Source organism: Streptomyces sp. ISL-1, from assembly GCF_018614585.1.
GTDB lineage: Bacteria > Actinomycetota > Actinomycetes > Streptomycetales > Streptomycetaceae > Streptomyces > Streptomyces maoxianensis.
Genome location: NZ_JAGGOI010000015.1, coordinates 123,692 through 143,822, shown reverse-complemented (window position 1 = coordinate 143,822; position 20,131 = coordinate 123,692). Strand labels below are relative to the sequence as shown.

General features: G+C 68.5%; 19 protein-coding genes and 2 tRNA genes. 5 read left to right on the top strand and 16 right to left on the bottom strand.

Features of this window, described 5'->3' with window-relative positions:
- Positions 1 to 64: 64 nt before the first annotated feature.
- Entirely contained in the window at positions 65 to 2,053 is a 1,989-nt protein-coding gene (pknB, locus tag J7E87_RS12720; RefSeq protein WP_215093177.1) for a Stk1 family PASTA domain-containing Ser/Thr kinase, read from the top strand.
- 104 nt (positions 2,054 to 2,157) lie between these two features.
- Here pknB and J7E87_RS12715 read toward each other — a convergent pair whose 3' ends face one another.
- The 6 genes from J7E87_RS12715 to J7E87_RS12690 are packed head-to-tail and all read right to left on the bottom strand — an operon-like array spanning position 2,158 to position 6,468.
- Entirely contained in the window at positions 2,158 to 2,835 is a 678-nt protein-coding gene (locus J7E87_RS12715) for a class E sortase (protein ID WP_215093175.1), read from the bottom strand.
- A gap of 42 nt (positions 2,836 to 2,877) precedes the next feature.
- A complete protein-coding gene (locus tag J7E87_RS12710; RefSeq protein ID WP_215093173.1) occupies positions 2,878 to 4,071 on the bottom strand; it encodes a class E sortase in 1,194 nt (397 codons plus the stop codon).
- Positions 4,068 to 4,706: an aminodeoxychorismate/anthranilate synthase component II gene (locus J7E87_RS12705; RefSeq protein WP_215093171.1), complete on the bottom strand. Its 639-nt coding sequence runs from the start codon at positions 4,704 to 4,706 to the stop codon at positions 4,068 to 4,070. Before J7E87_RS12705 ends, J7E87_RS12710 begins: the two co-directional genes overlap by 4 nt.
- On the bottom strand, positions 4,703 to 4,876 hold the full coding sequence (locus tag J7E87_RS12700) for a hypothetical protein (RefSeq protein WP_215093169.1): 174 nt from the start codon (positions 4,874 to 4,876) through the stop codon (positions 4,703 to 4,705). Before J7E87_RS12700 ends, J7E87_RS12705 begins: the two co-directional genes overlap by 4 nt.
- Positions 4,877 to 4,932: 56 nt before the next feature.
- Positions 4,933 to 5,619 (bottom strand): class E sortase, encoded by a 687-nt coding sequence (locus tag J7E87_RS12695; RefSeq protein WP_215093167.1) that lies wholly within the window; start codon positions 5,617 to 5,619, stop codon positions 4,933 to 4,935.
- Between the two features lie 33 nt (positions 5,620 to 5,652).
- A complete protein-coding gene (locus tag J7E87_RS12690; protein WP_374195166.1) occupies positions 5,653 to 6,468 on the bottom strand; it encodes a DUF881 domain-containing protein in 816 nt (271 codons plus the stop codon).
- Between the two features lie 143 nt (positions 6,469 to 6,611).
- Here J7E87_RS12690 and crgA point away from each other — a divergent pair, with 143 nt between their 5' ends.
- Positions 6,612 to 6,869, top strand: coding sequence for a cell division protein CrgA (gene crgA / locus J7E87_RS12685; RefSeq protein ID WP_215093165.1), 258 nt, complete (start codon positions 6,612 to 6,614; stop codon positions 6,867 to 6,869).
- A gap of 255 nt (positions 6,870 to 7,124) precedes the next feature.
- On the opposite strand, the gene J7E87_RS12680 is transcribed toward crgA, so the two are convergent.
- A complete protein-coding gene (locus J7E87_RS12680; RefSeq protein WP_215093163.1) occupies positions 7,125 to 8,024 on the bottom strand; it encodes a rhomboid family intramembrane serine protease in 900 nt (299 codons plus the stop codon).
- 173 nt (positions 8,025 to 8,197) lie between these two features.
- Positions 8,198 to 8,731 (bottom strand): peptidylprolyl isomerase, encoded by a 534-nt coding sequence (locus J7E87_RS12675; protein ID WP_215093161.1) that lies wholly within the window; start codon positions 8,729 to 8,731, stop codon positions 8,198 to 8,200.
- A 297-nt stretch (positions 8,732 to 9,028) separates the two neighbouring features.
- Here J7E87_RS12675 and J7E87_RS12670 point away from each other — a divergent pair, with 297 nt between their 5' ends.
- A complete protein-coding gene (locus tag J7E87_RS12670; RefSeq protein WP_215093159.1) occupies positions 9,029 to 9,709 on the top strand; it encodes a DUF5324 family protein in 681 nt (226 codons plus the stop codon).
- A gap of 55 nt (positions 9,710 to 9,764) precedes the next feature.
- On the opposite strand, the gene J7E87_RS12665 is transcribed toward J7E87_RS12670, so the two are convergent.
- Complete coding sequence (locus J7E87_RS12665; protein WP_215093157.1) at positions 9,765 to 10,130, bottom strand: DUF6344 domain-containing protein; 366 nt, start codon at positions 10,128 to 10,130, stop codon at positions 9,765 to 9,767.
- A gap of 407 nt (positions 10,131 to 10,537) precedes the next feature.
- A tRNA-Ala gene (locus tag J7E87_RS12660) sits at positions 10,538 to 10,610 on the bottom strand.
- A gap of 180 nt (positions 10,611 to 10,790) precedes the next feature.
- Between J7E87_RS12660 and J7E87_RS12655 the strand changes: the two genes are divergently transcribed.
- On the top strand, positions 10,791 to 11,339 hold the full coding sequence (locus tag J7E87_RS12655; protein ID WP_215093155.1) for a DNA-binding protein: 549 nt from the start codon (positions 10,791 to 10,793) through the stop codon (positions 11,337 to 11,339).
- Between the two features lie 46 nt (positions 11,340 to 11,385).
- Positions 11,386 to 12,735, top strand: coding sequence for a serine/threonine-protein kinase (locus J7E87_RS12650; protein ID WP_215093153.1), 1,350 nt, complete (start codon positions 11,386 to 11,388; stop codon positions 12,733 to 12,735).
- A gap of 30 nt (positions 12,736 to 12,765) precedes the next feature.
- Here J7E87_RS12650 and J7E87_RS12645 read toward each other — a convergent pair whose 3' ends face one another.
- The 6 genes from J7E87_RS12645 to gyrA form a co-directional block, all read right to left on the bottom strand.
- Positions 12,766 to 14,187 carry a hypothetical protein gene (locus J7E87_RS12645; protein WP_308312916.1) on the bottom strand — a complete coding sequence of 474 codons (1,422 nt, stop codon included), beginning with the start codon at positions 14,185 to 14,187 and terminating at the stop codon, positions 12,766 to 12,768.
- Positions 14,184 to 16,067, bottom strand: a complete 1,884-nt coding sequence (locus tag J7E87_RS12640) for a VWA domain-containing protein (RefSeq protein ID WP_374195169.1) — start codon at positions 16,065 to 16,067, stop codon at positions 14,184 to 14,186. The genes J7E87_RS12645 and J7E87_RS12640 overlap by 4 nt, the downstream gene beginning before the upstream one ends.
- 324 nt (positions 16,068 to 16,391) lie before the next feature.
- Complete coding sequence (locus J7E87_RS12635; protein WP_003958712.1) at positions 16,392 to 16,526, bottom strand: DLW-39 family protein; 135 nt, start codon at positions 16,524 to 16,526, stop codon at positions 16,392 to 16,394.
- A gap of 179 nt (positions 16,527 to 16,705) precedes the next feature.
- Positions 16,706 to 16,779 (bottom strand) — tRNA-Ile (locus J7E87_RS12630).
- A gap of 59 nt (positions 16,780 to 16,838) precedes the next feature.
- Positions 16,839 to 17,522 (bottom strand): DUF3566 domain-containing protein, encoded by a 684-nt coding sequence (locus tag J7E87_RS12625; RefSeq protein ID WP_374195165.1) that lies wholly within the window; start codon positions 17,520 to 17,522, stop codon positions 16,839 to 16,841.
- 3 nt (positions 17,523 to 17,525) lie between these two features.
- Positions 17,526 to 20,117, bottom strand: a complete 2,592-nt coding sequence (gyrA, locus tag J7E87_RS12620) for a DNA gyrase subunit A (protein ID WP_215093149.1) — start codon at positions 20,115 to 20,117, stop codon at positions 17,526 to 17,528.
- Positions 20,118 to 20,131 lie beyond the last annotated feature (14 nt).

The window sequence follows — 20,131 nt, the reverse complement described above, 5'->3', positions numbered from 1 at the left end:
GAACAGCACACCGCCGGACCACACACCGGTGCGGTCGGGACTGACGGAGAGGGCTGGAACAGTTATGGAAGAGCCGCGTCGCCTCGGCGGCCGGTACGAACTGGGCTCGGTGCTCGGCCGTGGTGGCATGGCAGAGGTCTACCTCGCCCACGACACCCGGCTCGGCCGCACCGTCGCCGTGAAGACGCTGCGGGCCGACCTAGCCCGCGATCCGTCCTTCCAGGCCCGGTTCCGCCGTGAGGCCCAGTCGGCCGCCTCGCTCAACCACCCCGCGATCGTCGCTGTCTACGACACCGGCGAGGACTACGTGGACGGGGTGTCGATCCCGTACATCGTCATGGAGTACGTCGACGGGTCCACGCTCAGAGAGCTGCTGCACTCCGGGCGCAAGCTGCTGCCCGAGCGCACGCTGGAGATGACCATCGGCATCCTTCAGGCGCTCGAGTACTCGCACCGCAACGGCATCGTCCACCGCGACATCAAGCCGGCGAACGTCATGCTGACGCGCACCGGCCAGGTCAAGGTCATGGACTTCGGCATCGCCCGTGCGATGGGCGACTCCGGCATGACCATGACCCAGACCGCGGCCGTCATCGGCACCGCCCAGTACCTCTCCCCGGAGCAGGCCAAGGGCGAGCAGGTCGACGCGCGCTCAGACCTGTACTCCACGGGCTGCCTGCTCTACGAGCTCCTCACCGTGCGTCCGCCCTTCGTGGGCGACTCCCCGGTGGCGGTGGCGTATCAGCATGTACGCGAGGAGCCGCAGCCGCCGAGCAACTTCGACCCCGAGATCACGCCCGAGATGGACGCGATCGTGCTGAAGGCGCTGGTCAAGGACCCCGACTACCGCTACCAGTCGGCCGACGAGATGCGCGCCGACATCGAGGCCTGCCTCGACGGCCAGCCGGTCGCGGCGACGGCGGCGATGGGCGCGGTCGGCTACGGCGGATACCCCCCGGACGACCAGGCGACCACGGCGCTGCGCCAGGCAGACCCGGGCGGCCAGACATCGATGCTCCCGCCGATGAACCCGGACGACGGGGGCTACGGCGGTTACGACGACCGACCGGACCGCCGCCGCCAGAAGAAGTCGAACACCTCGACGATCCTGCTGGTGCTCGCGGGCATTCTGGTGCTGGTCGGCGCGGTGCTGATCGGCAAGTCGGTCTTCGACGGCAACGGCGGCGGCAACGGCGATGTGCGGGTGCCGCAGCTGGTGGGCAAGCGGTTCGCGGAAGCCCAGACGCTCGCGAGCAACGCAGGCGTCGAGGTCGCGCAGTCCGGTACGAAGCGCTGCGAGTACCCCAAGGGCAGCATCTGCAGCCAGACGCCCGCCGAGGGCAAGATGCCGCAGGGCGAGACGATCCAGGTGGTCGTCTCGGAGGGCGCGCCCAAGGTCGAGGTCCCCGACGTCAGGGAGAAGTCCCTGGCGAGCGCCAGGGAACAGCTGAGCGGCAAGGAATTCAAGGTCGAGGTCAGGGAAACCGAGTCCGACGAGGACCCGGGCACCGTGCTCGAACAGGACCCCAAGGGCGGCACCGAGGCCGAGAAGGGCTCGACTGTCACCCTCACCGTGGCCAAACAGTCCAAGATCGACGTGCCTCCGGTCGTGGGCCAGCAGTTCGATGCGGCCAAGGGTCAGCTCGAGACCCTCGAGTTCACGGTCGCGCGGGTGGATGTGGACTCCGACCAGCCTGCGGGCCAGGTCGTCAAGCAGAGCCCGGAAGGCGGCCAGAAGGCGGCCAAGGGCACGCAGGTGACGCTGGAGGTCTCCAAGGGCCCGCAGCAGACGCTGGTGCCGGTTCCGGAGATCAGGACCAAGAAGCTCTCCGAGGCCAAGAAGATCCTGGAGCAGAGCGGCTTCAGGAGCGTCACGTTCGCGCCCGGCAGCCCCACGGACGACAACGCCATAGTGACCGGGCTCGACCCGCAGCCCGGCACCCAGGTTGACCCGGCGACCACCACGATCACGATCACGACGATCGGTGGTGGCGGCGGCGGGAACAACGGCGGGAACGACGGCGGCGGATTCTTCGGCGGCGCCGGCGGCTAGCCGACCGGCAGCGCTCCGTACGGCGAGAAAGAAGCCCCGGCACCCACCCAAGGGTGCCGGGGCTTCTCGCGTCCGTGCGGGCGGGCTAGCCGCGTCCGTGCGGGCTAGTGCAGCTCCTCCGGCAGCGTACGGTCGTGGTCGACCTTCTCCGTGCGTGTCAGCTCGCCCCACACGATGTAGCGGTAGTCCGACGTGTACAGCGGCGTGCACGTCGTCAGCGTGATGTACCGGCCCGGCTTGGTCTTCCCCGACTCCTTCGGGACCGGCTGCAGCACATCCACGTTGTACTTCGAGGTCTCCGGGAGCCGCTTGTAGACCTTGTAGACGTACCAGGTGTCCCGCGTCTCGAAGACGATCGGGTCGCCGTCCTTCAGCTTGTGGATGTTGTGGAACTTCGCGCCGTGGCCGTCGCGGTGCGCGGCGAGCGTGAAGTTCCCCCTGTCGTCCCAGGGGAGCGCCGACTTGATCGGGGCGGTGTAGTAGCCGGCGATACCGTTGTTCAGGGCCTCGGCGTCGGTGCCCTTCTTCACCAGCACCTCGCCGTCGCCCATGGCGGGTACGTGGAGGAAGCCGATGCCGTCCTTGGTGTCGAGCGCGCCAGGGCCCCGGTTCGCCCAGCCATCGCGCATCTCGTTGCCCTGTTTGGAGGCCTCACGGTCGGCGAGAACGTTCGTCCACCACAGTGAGTAGACGACGAAGAGCCCCAGCACCACGCCCGCAGTGATCAGCAGTTCGCCGAAGACACTGATGACGCCGGCGATCCGGCCACGAGCACGTGCCACTGCACCTTTTCCCGTCTTGAAGTCTCATAGCGCCTCGGCGTCTCAGCCGACGAGCGCGTCCGGTTTGCCCTTGCTGCGCGGCCGTTCCTCGACCATCTTGCCCCACACGATCATTCGGTACGTACTCGTGAATTCCGGCGTACACGTCGTGAGCGTGATGTACCGGCCCGGCCCGGTGAACCCGGAGCCCTGCGGCACCGGACCGATCACCGACACGTTCGACGGCGAGGTCTGGGGAAGGATGTTCGCCATCTTGTACGTGTAGTACGCGTCCTGCGTCTCAACAACGATCGGGTCCCCCGGCTCGAGACGGTTGATGTACCGGAACGGCTCGCCGTGCGTGTTGCGGTGGCCCGCGACCGCGAAGTTGCCCGATTTGTCCGAGGGCATCGCCGTCTTCAGCTTCCCGTCGGAGTAGTGCCCGACCATGCCGCGGTCGAGGACCTTGGGCTTGCTGATGCCCTCGGCGATCGGGACGACCACATCCAGCTTGGGGATGTGCATTATGGCGAAGCCCTGCCCGGGCTCGAACACACCGGGCTTGCGGCCGTTCGCCCAGTCGTCCTGGATCTTGTTCGTCGCCTGGTTGGCCTGCTGGCCCGCGCGGATGTTCGTCCACCAGAGCTGGTACGTGACGAACAGCAGCATCAGCACGCCGAAGCTGATGAACAGTTCGCCTATGGCGCGGCTGGCGATGACGGCGGGGCTGTCCTTCGCCGCACGCGCGGCTCGGCGGGCCTCGACCCGCGAAAGGGGTCTGCCGGACTCGGACGTCGCCGGGGCGGCGGCCTCAGGGCGCTTACGGCCCCGCCCCTTGGCCGCCCGGCGGCGCTCCGCCCGGCCGGGACCCGCGGGGGTCTCCAGCGCGCGACGGGTGTCAGCCGTACGCAGAGCCACGGTCTCGTCGTCCGGCACCGGAATCGGCTCGGACACCGGTACCGGTTCGGGTGTCCGCTGCGGAATCGGAGCAGAAGCCGGCTCACGTCGCGGCAGGGGTACGGGGGCCGGTTGCGGTATCTGCACCGGTTCCGGCTGGGCGTACCAGTCCCCCTGATAGCCCGCCGGGTCGTCCGCGGAGTACTGGCCGTAGCCAGGCCACTCCTGCGGGGGCGGCGGGGGCTGCTCCTCCTCCGGAACGCTCTCCTCCCGGAACCACGGCGATCTCTGCTCCCCCGGCGGCAACGGGCCCGTCAGCGGGTCGTACTCATACCCGTCATCAGGGCGCTGACCACTCACGCCACGGCCTTGCCCACCACCGGTGCGAGCCCCGCGGAACGCCCGACCGCCCCGGTGTCGCCGCACTGCTCCAACCAGTTGGCGAGCATCAGATGCCCATGCTCGGTCAGGACCGACTCGGGGTGGAACTGCACGCCCTCGACGGCCAGTTCACGGTGGCGCAGACCCATGATGATGCCGTCCGCCGTCCGTGCCGTGACCTCCAGCTCGTCCGGCAACTCCGCCGGCTCCGCGGCCAGGGAGTGGTAGCGGGTCGCGGTGAAGGGCGAAGGCAGCCCGGCGAAGACGCCCTTGCCCTCGTGCGTGACCGGCGAGGTCTTGCCGTGCAGCAACTCGGGGGCGCGGTCCACCACACCGCCGTACGCCACCGCCATGGACTGCATGCCCAGGCAGACGCCGAAGACCGGAACGCCGGTCTCCGCGCAGTGCCGCACCATCTCGACGCATACACCGGCGTGCTCGGGCGTGCCCGGCCCGGGGGAGAGCAGGACGCCGTCGAAGCCGTCCTGCGCGTGCTCGAGGGCCACCTCGTCGTTGCGCAGGACCTCGCACTCGGCTCCGAGCTGGTACAGGTACTGGACGAGGTTGAAGACAAAGCTGTCGTAGTTGTCGACGACGAGGATGCGCGCGCTCATCGGGCCGCCCCCGCCCCGTCGACCGTCACATCGTTGAACGGAAGCAGCGGCTCCGCCCACGGGAAGACGTACTGGAACAGCACGTAGACGACCGCGAGGGCGAGCACGAGCGAGATGAACGCCCGCGCCCATGCGTTGCCCGGCAGATGCCGCCAGATCCAGCCGTACATGCTGTCCCTTTCCGTTCGGTACCGCACCAGACTAAAGGGCGGCAGGGGCGCATGGGTCAGCTGCGCAAAGCTTCCGGTTTGCCGTCGGTCACAGGCTGGGTGGCGTCCAGATGCGCCCAGGCGATCAGCCGGTGGCTGCTGCCCCATTCCGGATCGCAGGTGGTCAGCGTCAGATAGCGCCCCGGCCCGTCGAAGCCGGACCTGCGCGGGACGGGGTCGATGACACCGATATCGCTCGGCACGGTCCGGTAGGGCTCCTTCTCGATGCGGTACGTGAACCAGGTCGTCCCGTCCGTCAGCACCACCGCGTCCCCGGCGCGCAGCTTCGGGAAGTCCTTGAAGGGATCGCCGTATGTGCGCCGGTGGCCGGCGACCGAGAAATTGCCGCTACGGCCGAGCGCGGCGGTGGAGGCGTAGTGCCCGAGGCCCTTCTTGAGGGTTCCGGCCCTGGTGCCTTCCAGGACCGGCCAGTCCCAACTCCCGCCGAAGCGGGGGATGTACATGACGGCGAAGGGCTTGCCGTCCTCGTACGCCTTCGGAGCCGGCGGCACCGTCCGTTCGGGCACGGGAGCCGCGAACGGGCCCTGAGACCACTCGTCCTGGAGCCGGTCGATCTGGCCGTCCGTGGCGCCGCCTGCCTTGATGCCGGTCCAGAACAACACATACGCCACAAACAGCACCATCAAGGTGCCGACAGTGATGCAGAGTTCGCTGAAGGTCCTGACGACCAGACGCACCGACACCGGATCCCCCAGGCACTACCCGACGGGCAAGCGCTACCCAACGGGCTTCGCGTAGTGGAGATCCACTGTGCCCGAGTAGGCGGGGAGAGTCACCGCCTTACGCTCGTCGACTTTCCAGCCGAGGCCGTACGCCTCCACATACAGCTGGTAGTTCTGGATCGCCGGAGAGGCGGCGATGGCCTTCTTGAGCGCGCCCTGGTCACCGATAGCGGTGATCTTGTAAGGCGGGGAGTAGACACGCCCTTGCAGGATCAGCGTATTGCCCACGCACCGCACGGCACTCGTGGAGATCAGCCGCTGGTCCATGACCTGGATGCCCTTGGCGCCGCCCTTCCACAGGGCATTGACGACGGCCTGCAGGTCCTGCTGGTGGATGACCAGGTCGTTGGCCTGCGGCTCGGGGTAGCCGGGGGCCGCCGGAGCGTTCGGCGGGGCGTCGTTGAGCGTGACCGTGAGGGCGGGCCCGCTGAGCTTCCTGGTGCCCGCGGCGCTCTCCAGGGCGCCGAGCTTCTCGTCCTCGGCCTTGGTGGAGCCGTCGTCGCGCCGGGCGAGGGCGTCGACGTCCTTGCGCAGCGCCGCGGTGGACTCGTCGAGGGCGCCGTTCTTCGCGCTGCGCTGCTGGATCAGGTCGGAGAGCTTCAGCAGCGAGGCATCCGTGCGGATATTGGTGCCTTTGGCCGTGTTGAAGCTGGTCACGAAGATCAGCCCGGCGAGGGCGAAGACGGCAGCAGTCAGCAGTCGGGCAGTCCCGCCCGTCACCCGGCCACCACCCCTCATCGAGCTTCGCCCACCTTCCTGTCCGTCGAAGCTGTTGACCGGCCCTTGGGGGGAGTCGGCAGAATTGCTCAACGTACCCTTATCTCCTCAGGCGCCGTGGAAGCACTACGCTAACGGACGCCCGGGGGAGGCAGCCGTCCCCCTCGCGCTCCAGCCCCCGGCGCCAGCCACAGATCCCTGCGCGGTCATGCAGCGCATCGACAGGAGAGTCCCTCGTGCCGAAGTCACGTATCCGCAAGAAGGCCGACTTCACGCCGCCGCCGGCACAGAAGCAGGCGACGAGCCTCAAGCTGACCAGCCGTAGTTGGGTAGCACCGGTGATGCTCGCGCTGTTCCTGATCGGTCTCGCCTGGATTGTCCTCTTCTACGTGACCGAGGGCGACCTGCCGATCAAGAGCTTCGGCAACTGGAACATCGTCGCCGGTTTCGGCTTCATCGCCGCCGGCTTCGGCGTCTCCACCCAGTGGAAGTAGCTTTTCCGCAGCCCTGCCGTCAAGCCCTGCCCTGAGGTTATCCACAGCGTTGTCCACAGTGGGGAAAAGGTCAGACGATCTGTGGATAACTCTCGGAGCATTGACGCCGGTGTGACTGCTCGGCCATCTTGGTGAAGCAAAGCGCCCCTTGTCCCTGCTGGGAAAACCCAGCTCAGCGACAAGGGGCACGCTTGTTCCACACGGCATGCACAGGATCCGCCACACGCTGTGGACAACTTTGGGGAAAGGTCTCGCTCAGGTGAGCGAGGCGGTCCTGGCCACGACGGTGACGATCACCGCGATCAGGATCAGTGCGCAGGTGCCGTACTGGACCAGAGCTCGGCTCTCGGCCGGCGCGTGCACCATGGCGTACCCGACCGCGACACCGGCGACGAGCCCGCCGATATGGGCCTGCCAGGCGATGTTGAACGCCGGGTTGAAGGTGAAGATCAGGTTGATCACCAGCAGCGCGATGACCGGCCGCATGTCGTAGTTCATTCGCCGCATGAGCACGGCGGTCGCGCCGAAGAGTCCGAAGACGGCGCCGGAGGCGCCGAGCGAGGGTTGGTTGGCGTCGGCGAGCAGATACGTCAGCGCGCTGCCCGCCAGGCCGGAGAGCAGGTACAGGGTGAGGTAGCGCGCGCGCCCAAGGGCGGCTTCCAGCGGGCCGCCGATCCACCACAGGCTGAGCATGTTGAAGGCGATGTGGATATAGCTGCCGTGCAGGAACATCGACGTCAGCAGCCGGTACCACTGCCCTTCCCCGACGCCCTCGACATCTCCGAGCAGCGGGACAAAGGCGCGCCCGATCAGGTCGAACTGGTCGGTGAACCGGTCCCCGAGCGACAGCTGCAGCAGGAAGACGGCGAGGTTGATCCCGATCAGCAGCTTGGTCAGCAGGCGCGGATCAGCGGTGACCGTGCCGCCCGCGATCGTCCGCGGCTGGTTGGCGGCCGGGGAGTGTCCCGTACCGGATCCGGTACGGACGCACTCCGGGCACTGGAATCCGACGGAGGCGCTGACCATGCAGTCTGGGCAGATCGGCCGCTCACAGCGGGTGCAGCTTATGCCCGTCCCGCGGCCCGGATGCCGGTAGCAGCTCGGCAGGCCTTGCGTGCCTTGCGGCTCCTGCGGACTGCCTGGCGCCTGGTCCATGAGGTCCCCTCATTCTCTCCGGCTCAACACACCGCCCCGCCCATCCATACGGACGGGCGGGGCGAAAAGGTTCCCTGGGATCACGCATGAGATCACGGCAGGGGATCACTGCTTGGGCGCGCAGGGGATCACACGGGTTCACGCCCGCGGATCACTCCCTGGGATCCGGGGGATCAGCCCTCGCGGGTCTCGACGACGACCGACTCGATCACGACATCGTTGACCGGGCGGTCGGTGCGCGCGTTGGTCTGGGCGCCCGCGATGGCGTCCACGACCTTCTTCCCGGCCTCGCTCGTGACCTCACCGAAGATGGTGTGCTTGCGCGTCAGCCAGGCGGTGGGCGACACGGTGATGAAGAACTGCGAGCCGTTGGTGCCCGGGCCGGCGTTGGCCATGGCCAGCAGGTACGGCTTGTCGAAGGCCAGGTCCGGGTGGAACTCGTCCCCGAACTCGTATCCCGGGCCGCCGGTGCCGTTGCCCAGCGGGTCACCGCCCTGGATCATGAAGCCGCTGATCACGCGGTGGAAGACCGTACCGTCGTACAGCTTGTCCGTGGACTTCTTGCCCGTCGCCGGGTGGGTCCACTCACGCTCGCCCTTGGCGAGCTCGACGAAGTTCTTGACCGTCTTGGGCGCGTGGTTCGGCAGAAGCCGGATCTCGATGTCGCCCTGGTTGGTCTTCAGGGTGGCGTAAAGCTGCTCGGCCACGGTCTGCCTTCCGTAAGTCTTCTCTTCCGTCGCCCGATCCTTGCATGGAAGGGCCGCGCACGGATAAAAGCCGTCCAGTCGTCGCGTGACCGGCGCGTTGCGGTGCGAACCGTGGCATCGTCGTCCACAAAGCTCCCCACATGACCCGGATGCCCGCCCCCATATGACCCGGATGCCCGCCCCGCATGCCGAGGCGGCTCTCAACAGGCATGATTTTCAAACGGGTGGATAGGCGAATGTGTGCCCAACTGGGGATGAACCCCAGCACCCCAGAACGCCACCGAGGAGGAGGATCCCGTGACCCGCATGGACAGCGTGCGCGCCGCGACCGGTACGGCGAAGGACAGCGTGCTGCACGCCGCGGAAGTGGTGGCGCCCTACGCCGGCACGGCCAAGAACCAAACCGCGCATTACGCACACGAGGCTCGCGTACGGCTCGCGCCCACAGTCTCCAAGGCCGCGAATGAGGCCCGTCTTCAGTACGACGCGCGTGTAGCGCCGCATGTGCCGCCCAAGGTCGACAAGGCCGCACACCGAGCCGCGAAGCAGGCCCGCAAGGCCGCTCGTCAGGCGGCGGACTACACCGTTCCACGTGTCGAGCACGCGGTGGCGGTCGCTCAGCCCGTACGGGAGGAGGCTGTGGCCCGCTCCGCTGCCGCGCTGGCCGCTCTGCGTGGACAAGTGACGGCGAAGGAGATTCAGAAGCTGGTGAGGAAGCACGAACGGCGAACCAGGGCCGGACGTGCCGTCAAGGGTCTCGCGATCATCGGCATGCTGGCCGGTGGAGCTTTCGCCGCCTGGAAGTGGTGGGACAAGCAGGCCAACCCCGACTGGCTGGTGGAACCGCCCGCTGCTACGGAGGTCTCCGACCGCGCGCCGCTGAAGTCCGTCGACGGCAGTGGAAAGGGAGATCTCGATCCTGAGGTCCAGGCGAAGCAGGCCGAGGCGGAGTCCGGGGACGGCGACGACCGCCGCTGATCCCATACCGCCCGTGTGGCCGGTGGCGCCGGGAGGAGTGCGAGCTCCCGGCGCCTCATACGGCGGCAAGCGCCGGATTCGCGCCGGGGGTGGATGCGGTACTCAGCACGCTTTCGGCGTCGATCTCGGGCCGCTGCCGGGTGGCGGGTGAGGAGCCATGGGCCTCGGCGCGGATGCGCTGCTTGATGGTGGGCGGCAGTGATCTGCCGCGCGCGGTGGGGCTCCATCGCGTGCTGGGGGCAGGCACCGTCGCCCAGAGGCCCTGCGGACGCGCCTGCTTCGGCAGGTCCAGCCGGCCCGGCGTCCGCACTGCCGGCTGCTGAGCGGCGCCGGCGGCGGTGGTGAGCCCCACCGAGGCAAGCAGCGCAAAGAGCGCGGTGATGAAGACGGACCACAGATTCTTGACCTGGAACGCGGCCATGACCCCTCGCTTTCGGGTTGAGCGATCTACATACCTTCCTCATGATGTGTACGCATCTTGGGAAGTGGGGGAGCTACGCCGCCGCCGTGCAGTTCTTCGGATGAACACCACCCGGACGGCCCATCCGGCCCCAAAGCCGGGCCTGGCCCCGATGACGGTGCTCTGATGACGGTGCTCTACAGAATGGGCGAGGACCGGCGGTGGTGGGCCCGAGGCACGACTTCGACCACGGGCCAGCGACTGCAGCGACTGCGCTGCAGTCCGGAGGCCCGGCCCGGCCGTGCGGGCGGCTGCCGCGCGCTGAGGAGCGCGACGCCGTGCCCTCGCATGTCTTCGCACGCCTTCGGGGCGATCGCAAAAGACCCCCTCCAACCACGTTTCCGCAGGTCAAAGGGGGTCCTGAAGCGTGGAGCCTAGGGGAGTCGAACCCCTGACATCTGCCATGCAAAGACAGCGCTCTACCAACTGAGCTAAGGCCCCGGGAATGGTGGATACGACCGAGCAGATTCCTGCCTCGGCCACCGCCGCAGACCAGAGTACCGGGTGACCCCCGTGATCCTGCAAAAGGATTGGGACTCCCGGTCGGCGACCACGCTCCGTAAGATGCTCGGCGAGGTTCGCAGCAGCGAAGCCCGCTTGGGGAAGCGATGGGGAGACGCGATGGACGCCGCACAGCAGGAAACGACCGCGAGAGCCAGAGAGTTGCAGCGCAGCTGGTACGGAGAGCCGCTGGGGGCGCTCTTCCGTCGGCTCATCGACGATCTGGGTCTCAACCAGGCCCGCCTCGCGGCGGTGCTCGGGCTGTCGGCGCCGATGCTCTCCCAGCTGATGAGCGGCCAGCGGGCCAAGATCGGCAACCCCGCTGTGGTCCAACGGGTGCAGGCGCTGCAGGAGTTGTCGAGTCTGGTCGCCGACGGCAGCGTCAGTGCGGTCGAGGCCACCGACCGGATGGAAGAGATCAAGAAGTCGCAGGGCGGCTCCGTTCTGACCGGCACCAGCCAGACCACGAGCAGCTCGGGTGCGCCGACGGTGCGCCGCGTCGTACGCGAGATCCAGTCGCTGTTGCGCTCGGTCTCGGCGGCGGGCGACATCATCGATGCGGCGGACTCGCTCGCCCCGAGCCACCCCGAGCTGGCAGAGTTCCTCCGGGTGTACGGCGCCGGGCGCACGGCGGACGCGGTAGCCCACTACGAGTCGCACCAGAGCTGATCGAGGCAGAACGCCTCAACTGGGAACGGGGAGCGGGCGCAGCGCAATGGGTGAGGTTTTCGCTGGTCGGTACGAACTGATCGACCCGATCGGACGCGGCGGTGTCGGTGCGGTCTGGCGTGCCTGGGATCACCGGCGCCGTCGCTATGTGGCGGCCAAGGTGCTGCAGCAGAGCGATGCGCACACCCTGCTGCGCTTCGTCCGCGAGCAGGCCCTGCGGATCGATCATCCCCATGTCCTCGCCCCGGCCAGCTGGGCCGCGGACGACGACAAGGTGCTGTTCACCATGGATCTGGTGAGCGGCGGGTCGCTGGCGCACGTGATCGGCGACTACGGCCCGCTGCCGTCCCGTTTTGTGTGCACCCTGCTCGATCAGCTCCTCTCCGGCCTGGCAGCGGTGCACGCCGAGGGGGTCGTGCACCGCGACATCAAGCCGGCGAACATCCTGCTGGAGGCCACCGGGACCGGACGGCCGCATCTGCGGCTGTCCGACTTCGGGATCTCGATGCGCAAGGGTGAGCCGCGGCTTACCGAGACCAACTACGTGGTGGGCACGCCCGGATATTTCGCGCCCGAGCAGATGATGGGCGCGGAGCCCGACTTCACGGCCGATCTCTTCGCGGTCGGCCTGGTCGCGCTCTATCTGCTCCAGGGCCAGAAGCCCGACTCCCGGGCTCTGGTCGAGCACTTCGCCAGCCACGGCACTCCCGGCGCCCCCCAGGGCATCCCGGAACCGCTGTGGCAGGTGCTGGCCGGTCTGCTTCAGCCGGATCCGCAGGCCCGGTTCCGTACCGCCACGGGCGCGCGCAAAGCGCTCACGGCGGCCGTGGAGATGCTGCCGGAGGCCGGAGCCGGTGACGAGCCGGTCGAGGTCTTCGACCAGATCGGGCCGCTCCCCGCGGGATTCGGCCCCACCGGTCCCGTAGCCGCCCCCCAGACAGGCCACCAGGGAGCGCAGGCTCCCGCGCAGCAGCCGCTCCCCCCGTCGGAGACGGGCAGTTTCCATCTGGCCCCACCGCCGCAGCAGCCGCCCGTACAGCAGCACAACGCACAACTGCCGTACGCGGCACAGCCGTCCACTCCTCCTCCCATGCCTGCGGCCGCGGAGCCAACGCCGACCCCCACGCCCGTACCGGTACACAGCGCCTCCCCCCTTTACGCCCCAGCGCCCGAGCAGCCCGCGCAGTCGCAGACTGCTCCGACCGCTCCGGTGCAGTACGAACAAGCTCTTACTCGTGCCTACACCGGTCAGAGCCCGCAGGTTCCGCTCCCGCACGCCCCGATTCCGGCGGCGGCCACAAAGCGACCGGGACCGCCCCCGAAGGTTGCGGTCCCGGTGCTGCTCGTCGCTCTGCTCTGCTTCGCGGTCGGCATCTGGGCGCTGACCCAGGCCTGAGCCCCGCCGGTCTGAGCGGCCAGTCCTGAACTACCAGGCGGGCGGCGGCCCGTACTGTCCCTGCCCCGGCGCCTGCCCTGGCACCTGTCCTTGACCGACAGGGCCCGGCACGGGCCCCACGCCCGGGGCGGCGGTCGCGGCGGGGGCCGCTGTCGCGTCCGGGGCCGCATTCGCCGTCCGCCGCCGCGCCAGCAGCATCCACGCCCCGAGCCCGAGCACCAGCACGGTCCCGGCGCCAATGCCCGCGGCGGCGACCAGCTGCATCGTGTCGCCCTTCGCCGCCTCCGGCGCGCTCTTGCCGCTGTCCGCGGCTTCCTGGTCGTCCTTGGTGACCTCGAAGTCCCCCGCGGGCCCCGCGTACGCCGGAGCGTTATCCGGCTGGCCCTCGACATTAACCCGCAGGGTCAGCGGGATCGGCTTCTCGCCGAACTCCTCGCCGACCTCCGGGCTGAGCGTGACCGAGAGGTAGTACCAGCCGGCGAACCGCATGGCCTTGGTGGAGGGGTCGGAGTCGTAGCGGTTCTCGTACGCCACCGGCGGCAGCGGATCCAACGCCAGCGACTTCTGCTTGCCGTCGTAGTACACGCTCGACGCGTCCTGCACGATCCCGCGGGTCGGGTTGTGCAGAGCCAGCACGAGGGCGTTGCCGACGCCCCCCGCGCTGTCGTCCGCCGCGCTGGTGCCGAGGTCGGCGCTGGCGAAGATCTGCTGTCCCCAGTCGACCGGCACCCGGTAGAAGAGCGTCTGGCCGGGCGTGATCTTGTCCTGCCACTCGCCCTGCGTCAGGCCGGTGGCGTCGGTGAAGCTCGTGCCGCCCTGCCGCTTCTCCGGGCCGCCGGCGGGCACGGCGGGCGATGCGGACGGCCAGGTCTCGGGCGGTGCCGTCGGGCCGGCGGTCTTCAGCCCCGGCTCCGAGGCGAAACGGATCTCCATATCCCATGGCTCGGGCGTCGACGTGGCCTCACCGGACCGCTCCAGAAGCACGTAGTACGCGCCTGCCTCCTGGCAGCTGCCGCTGTCCTTGTCGATCGTCCGTTCCGCGTACGAGGCGACCGGCCTGGCGTACGTGGCGGAGCCGAACTGGGCGTAGCCGTCACCGCACTTGGTCCCCGAGCGGTCCTCGATGCTGACCGTCAGCTTGTCCGCGTACCCGACCTTGGTGGCCGGCTTGGGAACGGCCACCGCCGAGACATACGCATTGGTCTTGGTGTCCAGGTCGACACGGTAGTAGCGCTTCTCGCCGGGCTTGATCGTGTCCTTGTAGGTCGATCCGGCCGTCAGGGGCGGCCCGTCGCTGTTGACGGCCGAGCCCCGCACCGCCTTGGCCTCGCTGTCGAAGGCGTACGGATGGGGCTCGCCGACCGCCCACGCCTGCCCTGGCAGCGCCGCCACAGCGCACATCGCCGCCATGCCGGCGAGCGCCACCCGGCCCCTGCCGCGCTGCCTCTTCACGCGCTTCTCCTTGATGTGGTCGTGTCCGTGGCTGCACCCGTCGCCGGCTTGCGCCGTACCAGTACGAGCACCAGGCCCGCGATCAGGATGACCGCCCCGCCTGCTGCCGCGGCGATCGCGGTGCCGGTCCATCCTGCCCCGCCGGTCGCTTCACTGTCTGCGCGGGCAGCGGCATCGCCCTTCTTGTCCGCCTTGTTCGCGAGGGCGGGCGCGTTGTGCTGCGGCCCGGCGAGCTCCTCGCCCATCACCGCCACCCTCAGCACCACACCGATCCGTGGGTTCTCGGCGATCTCGGCGGCCTTCGCGCCCAGCGTGACGGCGATGTAAAAACCACCCTTGGCGTGCACCGGGACGACATTGGGGTGAGACTCGTGGCGGTTGGTCCAGGCGACAGGCACGGTGCCCATCTCCAGCGCCGTGGGCCGGCCGTTGTAGACGGTCTGCGGGCTGAACTCCCCTGTGCCGCCGCCGACCGGCGACCGCCCCGGCGTGAAGACCTGAGTCGCTCCGTAGGACCACACCGACGAAGAGCCGTCCACAGTGGGCTCGTTGGCGAACTCCACGTCGTACCGCAGCTGCTGCCCCCAGCCGACCGGGACCTTGTACCAGAGCGTCTGGGACGGCAGCACCTTGTCCCTCCAGATGCCCTGCCCGATCTCCTTGGCGTCGTTGAAGCCTGTGCCGCCCGCCACGTCACGCGGATCCCCGGTCGGCAGCAGGGCGTCCTTGTCGCCCTCCCCGTACTCAGGCTGCGACTGAGCCGGCGTCACATTCCTGGGCAGCGGCTGCTCGACGCCGTATGTCAGCTCCAGCGGCCAGCGCCCGGCGTCCGAGCCCTTCTTGCTCTCCCGCTCGACGACCAGCCAGTACCGGCCCGCCTTGTCGCAGCCGCTCGTGCCCTTCTCGCTCGGAATCCGGGCGACGGCTGAGGTCAGTGGGGTCGCTCCCTCCTTCTGGAAGAATCGCTCGGTGCTGGTGGCGCAGGCACTGTCGGTGCCGTACGCAATGCTGGTGCGCAGGGCGTCGAAGGTGTCCACCGCTGCCCCCGGCTGCGGCACCGCCGTCGCGGAGAACTCCACAGTGGATTCGGCATCCAGGCCGACCGCGTAGTACCGCTGCTCGCCGGGTCCGATCGTGTCCAGATACTGCCCCGGTACGACGGAGGGCGCCGCGTCCCGCCGCGGCGCGCCCTCGACCGGCTTGCCGCGGAAGCGGTATCCGTCGGCCGACAGCTGGGCCGAGCGCTGCAGCTGGCGGGCGAGGGCCTTGGCGTCGGGTGCGTCGTAGTAGCGCCCGTTGCCCGCCTCCGCGATGCACTCCAGCTGCTGCCTTGCCGCGCCCCGCACCTGGAACCCGACCGTGTCGATGCGCAGCCCGACGCCGTCCTTCGAGAGCTGCTGGGCGACCTCGCAGGGCGGCGGGGAGCCGCAGTTGTCGTCACCGTCGGAGATCAACAGGATCGTACGGGTCCCGATCGCGCCGTCCGCGGGTTTCGGCAGGTCCCCGGCGGCCTTCTGCAGCGAGAGCCCGATAGGGGTGTCGCCCTTGGGCCGCAGTGCCCCCACGGCCTGTTTCAAGCCCGCACGGTCGAGCGGCTCGACGGGCCGGACCAGCCGGGTGTCGGTGCAGCCCTTGGGCTGATCGGCGCCGTAGACCCGCAGACCGGTGGGAAAGCGGTCGGGGAGGGCGTCGACGACCGTCCCGACTGCCGCGCGGGCGGAGGCCATGCGCGTCTGTCCACTGCCGTCGTCGTCGGCCATGGAGCCGGAGGAGTCGAGCACCATCACGAGGCCGCTCTTGCCGTCCGGCGCCTCATCCTGCCGCGCCTCCCGCGCCCGAGTCGCCTCCCCCGCCCGACCTACCTCCCCGGCCCGACTCACCTTCCCCGCCTGCCGGTTCTCCACCGCGTGCCCGACCTGCACGGTCGCGTTCGCCGCCGACAGCGGGCTCGCCCACAGTGCGAGCAGCGCCGCGCCGATCGTTGCCACCGTCGCGCGGCGGCCCAGTTGTGCCTGCACCCGTGTTCCCCTCCCGAGTCCCCTGAGTTTGCTCTTGCAAGTTAGTGATTTGCTGAGGCGAACTCAAGGGCAGGATTGTCACGGTCACGCAACGGCGGACGAGGCTGTATGCAGCAGGCAGGCCGCGGACAGCAGGAAGCCCCGGCCGCTTCAGCGACCGGGGCTTCGTACCAAGACTGCTGCGTCTCACACACCCGAACCTGCGGGCACGGAGTCGGTCGCCTCCGTCCACAGATCCTGCTCGGCGCGATCCGCCTGGATCTGGCGGTACACGAGGAGCCCGCCGATGGCGGCCAGTGCGACTAGGAGAAGCTTCTTCACCGCGCGACCTCGTCTTTCCTTGACGTATGAGGACTTCTGGCGCCCGACTATACACACCGACCGATACCGATCGGTGACCTGCGTGCGACGCGCGAGGGACCGGCGAACGTCCCAACTCGGGCCCCGGACAAAGCGATCGGCCCGGACGGAGAATCCCCGTCCGGGCCGAATCACAACTGTGGGGCTAACAGGATTTGAACCTGTGGCCTCATCCTTATCAGGGATGCGCTCTAACCAACTGAGCTATAGCCCCGCCGCGCTGCGCGCTGACCTCTGAAGATTAGCGCACGTCCAGGGGAGTACCAAAATTGGTTACTCGTCCTCGGCCAGGGTCAGCTCGACGCCACCCACGAAACCTGCGGACAGGTTGTAGATGAATGCCCCGAGCGTCGCCAGCGCCGTGGCCAGCACCACATCGATCACCGCGATGACCGAGGTGAAGATGAGCACTCGCGGCAGCGAAAGGAACGACTGAAGGTCGAAGCCATTGCTCTCGTTGGAGCCGGTGGCCTCGCTGATCGTCCCGCCCACAGTCGAGAAGACGCCCATCGCGTCCATGACCATCCATAGCACCGCGGCCGCGATCACCGTGCAGATGCCGAGCGCGATGGAGAGCAGGAAGCTGACCTTCATCACCGACCACGGATCGGCCTTGGCCACCCGCAGCCTCGCCTTGCGGGTACGCGGCGTCGTACGCGCCCCGGTCCGCGGCCGGCGCACAGCGCCACCCGTCTGCGGCATTCCGCCACCGCCCTGCGGCGAGGGGTACGCCTGCGGCGGGTGGTACGGCTGCCCGGCCTGCTGCGGCGCCGGGGCATGCTGCGGCGCCGGCTGCTCGCCGCCGAATCTGTCGTACGGAGGCATCTGCCCCCGGGTGTCCGTCACCGTAATTCCCCTGCCTTCGGCGGGAGTGCCCCCACCCTGGGAGTCCGCGGCAGGGCCACGGGCACCGTTCGCTCCGGAATCGGCCGATCCGGCGCCCGTGGCTCCACTCACGCTTTACTCCTCGTGCTCCCCGGCCGAAGGCTCCGTGCCCTCGACCACCGCCTCGACCGCCACAACGTCGGCCTCTTCGGTCCCGTCGACCTGTTCGGCCTCGCGACCAGCCTCGGCGTTACGAGCGATACCCACCACGGCATCGCGCTTGCCCAGGTTGATCAGCTGGACGCCCATGGTGTCACGGCCCGTCTCCCTGACTTCATTGACTCGCGTACGAATCACGCCGCCACCGAGGGTGATGGCGAGGATCTCATCCGTCCCCTCGACCACCAGCGCACCCACGAGCGAACCGCGATCCTCCACAATCTTGGCGGCCTTGATACCGAGGCCGCCGCGACCCTGGACGCGATACTCGTCGACGGCGGTCCGCTTCGCGTACCCACCATCGGTGGCAGTGAACACGAACGTACCTGGCCGGACAACATTCATCGAGAGCAGTTCATCGCCCTCGCGGAAACTCATCCCCTTCACACCCGACGTCGCACGCCCCATCGGACGCAGCGCGTCGTCGGTCGCGGTGAACCGGATCGACTGCGCCTTCCTGCTGATGAGAAGCAGATCGTCCTCGGCCGACACCAGCTCGGCGCCGATCAGCTCGTCGTCGCTGCCGTCCTCCGTCTCGCGGAGATTGATCGCGATGACGCCACCCGAGCGGGGCGAGTCGTAATCCTTCAGAGATGTCTTCTTCACCAGACCGCCCTTGGTGGCGAGCACCAGGTAGGGAGCGGCGTTGTAGTCGCGGATCGCCAGAATCTCGGCGATCTGCTCGTCCGGCTGGAAGGCCAGCAGGTTGGCGACATGCTGCCCACGCGCGTCCCGGCCGGCGTCAGGGAGTTCGTACGCCTTGGCGCGGTAGACACGGCCCTTGTTGGTGAAGAACAGCAGCCAGTGGTGCGTCGTGGAGACGAAGAAGTGGTCGACGATGTCGTCTTCCTTCAGCTTCGTGCCGCGTACGCCCTTGCCGCCGCGCTTCTGCGAGCGGTAGTCATCCGTCTTCGTACGCTTCACATAGCCGCCACGCGTGATGGTGACGACGATGTCCTCCTCGGCGATCAGGTCCTCCATGGACATGTCGCCGTCGAAGGGCACCAGCTTGGAGCGCCGGTCGTCGCCGAACTTCTCGACGATGACTGCCAGTTCCTCGCTGACGATCTGACGCTGCTTCTCGGGCGAGGCCAGGATCGCGTTGTACTCGTTGATCTTGGCCTGCAGCTCGTCGTGCTCGGCGACGATCTTCTGGCGCTCCAGGGCGGCCAGTCGGCGCAGCTGCATCTCGAGGATGGCGTTGGCCTGGAGCTCGTCGATCTGCAGCAGGCCCATCAGGCCCTCACGCGCGATCTCGACGGTGTCACTGCGCCGGATCAGCGCGATGACCTCGTCGATCGCGTCCAGCGCCTTGAGCAGACCGCGCAGGATGTGCGCCCGCTCCTCCGCCTTGCGCAGGCGGAACTTCGTGCGCCGGACGATGACCTCGATCTGGTGGTGCACCCAGTGGCGGATGAAGGCGTCCAGCGACAGCGTGCGCGGCACGCCGTCGACCAGCGCCAGCATGTTCGCGCCGAAGTTCGTCTGGAGGTCGGTGTGCTTGTAGAGGTTGTTCAGCACGACCTTGGCAACGGCGTCGCGCTTGAGCACGATGACCAGGCGCTGGCCCGTACGGGACGAGGTCTCGTCGCGGACGTCGGCGATGCCTCCGACCTTGGCGTCCTTCACCAGGTCGGCGATCTTCTGCGCGAGATTGTCCGGGTTGGTCTGGTACGGAAGCTCGGTGACCACCAGGCACTGCCGCCCTTGGATCTCCTCGACCTCGACGACCGCGCGCATCGTGATGGAGCCGCGACCGGTGCGGTACGCCTCCTCGATGCCCTTGCGTCCCACGACCAGCGCGCCGGACGGGAAGTCCGGACCCTTGATCCGCTCGATGAGCGCGTCGAGGAGCTCCTCGTGGGTGGCCTCCGGGTGCTCCAGCGCCCACTGCGCGCCGGCCGCGACCTCGCGCAGATTGTGCGGCGGGATGTTCGTGGCCATACCGACCGCGATGCCGGCCGAGCCGTTGACGAGCAGGTTCGGGAAGCGCGCCGGCAGGACCGTCGGCTCCTGGTTACGGCCGTCGTAGTTGTCCTGGAAGTCGACGGTCTCCTCGTCGATGTCCCGGAGCATCTCCATCGACTGCGGCATCAGCTTGCACTCGGTGTACCGCATGGCGGCGGCCGGGTCGTTGCCCGGGGAACCGAAGTTGCCGTTGGAGTCCACCAGCGGCATGCGCATCGTCCACGGCTGGGCCAGACGTACGAGCGCGTCGTAGATCGAGGAGTCGCCGTGCGGGTGGTACGTACCCATGACGTCACCGACGACGCGGGCGCACTTGTAGAAGCCCTTCTCGGGCCGGTAGCCGCCGTCGTACATCGCGTAGAGCACGCGCCGGTGGACGGGCTTGAGGCCGTCCCGTACGTCCGGCAGCGCACGCGAGACGATGACGGACATCGCGTAGTCGAGATACGAGCGCTGCATCTCGGTCTCGAGCCCGACGGGCTCGATCCGCAGCACCGGCTCTTCTTCTTCAGTGGTGGCGGGAGTGTTCTCGTCGGCCATTGCTGGTCAAAATC